Below are 1613 nucleotides of genomic sequence, written 5' to 3' on the forward strand. Positions count from 1 at the left end.
CCTGCATCCTGGCCCGATGAACCCGGTCAGGGGCGACGCAGCGCCTGAGGGATTGCCCCGGGTTATTGAGCAGTTACGAATCCCGACCGTAAGGTACTGATCTTATGGAAGATTCTTGGCAAGTCTCCGAGCCGATCGCAATTGCCCGACCTTACGGCGCACACCGCATCGAAGCTTTTAGTCCAAAGCTGAATCGACGGATCATCTTGTACCGACGGCAGGCGTTCGACCTATGGATCACGATTGAGTCCGATCCGAGAGTTCGCGGGTTTTGCGAGCGTCCTGGCTATATTCAGTTCCAGGGAAAACGGAGTCTCGCCGACTTCCTGGTGTCATACCTCGATCGGCAAGAACTCGTTATCCTCGCTGATCCGATAGTTGCAGCCGATGCGAAACCACTCGCGAATCTTGATGCCGGCGACAGAAACGTCCGGTTGATCCATGCCGCGGAACTGGTGGCCTCGCGTATCTGGGTAGACAACTGGCAGCGCATGTTGACTTGCATCGTTGCCACGCGTGGCCTTCTGTCCGCGTCATTACTACGGCTCGTCGAGGACTTCGTCGCCGCGCCGCAGCCCCTGGTCGCCATAGAGCGCGAGCTATCAAAGGGTGATCCCATCCTCGTGCGGGCGGCCGTCTTTCAGCTGCTGCACGAGGGACGCGTCACAGCGCCCGGGTTGCGGACCGAGATGCTTTCCCTATCGACGCGCTTTTCCGCGGTGGAGGCCCAATCATGAGTCGCCGCAAAACCGAACTACAGACACTTGATCTTGCAGTATGGCCTGCCGTCGCGTGGACCGAGCTGGATGCTAGCGCTCGCGAGGCCGTCCGGGCGCGCATAGGCGCGATCGAGCGTTATGCGCGTGGTGAGGAGCTGAGCGCTATCGAACACACGACCGGTATCAATCGTAAGCAGCTCTATCGCTGGCTTGCCCGTGGGCTCTCTCCGCATCCTGATGGACGGATTTACGGGTTTCGTGCCCTCTTGCCATATCTGCGTGTCGCGGAGTACGTCCGGATGCGTCCTGTCGACGTTAAGGGGGAACGCGGCAGTCGAGGTACCGCCGGCGCTTTCGCCCAACTGCTCGAACGCTATCCGAAGCTCGAAGCATGGCTACGTCTGCAGGTTAAACAGAAGCGGGTGACCCTCCAGCAGGTTCATACCGATGGGCGGTTGAGTACGCGTCTGCGTGGCTTGCAATCGCTACATTACGACTTTCTTTGGCAATGCCGTTCTGCCGGACTGACAGCAGCGGACTACCCATTCAACACGGACGGCCGCGCGCTTCGTTCACTTGCGGCTTGCCTTAACAGGCTGCTGAAGTACTCACCACGGAAGAGGTGCGGCTTCCCCCGATAGGGCTGGGGGTCGCGGTTTTTCACAATCCGGAAGCTCGGCATCATTGCAGCGACTTTTTCCGCTTTTTGACGCCCATTTCCGCCCTGATTACCGCGATTACTGCAACTGCGGACGGATTTGTCCCAGCGAGCGCATGCGCACGAGGTTGTAGGCGGCTATGCTTAGCACAAACATCTGAGGTGTTCTGTGCCACGTGGGGAGTCACCTTCATTTCCAGGCAGGCCTGGATGAACTCCTGCGCGTCGTAGCCCTT

2 protein-coding genes and 1 pseudogene are annotated in these 1613 nt (G+C 59.1%); 2 read left to right on the plus strand and 1 reads right to left on the minus strand.

What is annotated here, in order from left to right:
* Positions 1–104: 104 nt before the first annotated feature.
* Together J8I34_RS33880 and J8I34_RS33885 are read left to right on the plus strand one after the other, a co-directional pair.
* A complete protein-coding gene (locus J8I34_RS33880; protein WP_209808538.1) occupies positions 105–737 on the plus strand; it encodes a hypothetical protein in 633 nt (210 codons plus the stop codon).
* The gene (locus tag J8I34_RS33885; protein ID WP_209808540.1) at positions 734–1360 is read left to right on the plus strand and encodes a hypothetical protein; all 627 of its coding nucleotides are present in this window, start codon (positions 734–736) and stop codon (positions 1358–1360) included. Before J8I34_RS33880 ends, J8I34_RS33885 begins: the two co-directional genes overlap by 4 nt.
* 96 nt (positions 1361–1456) lie before the next feature.
* Here the strand turns inward: J8I34_RS33885 and J8I34_RS33890 are convergent.
* Positions 1457–1613: pseudogene (locus tag J8I34_RS33890) on the minus strand (IS5/IS1182 family transposase); the annotation flags it as partial.

This window comes from Cupriavidus phytohabitans (assembly GCF_017815025.1).
In the GTDB taxonomy this organism is placed as follows: Bacteria; Pseudomonadota; Gammaproteobacteria; order Burkholderiales; family Burkholderiaceae; genus Cupriavidus.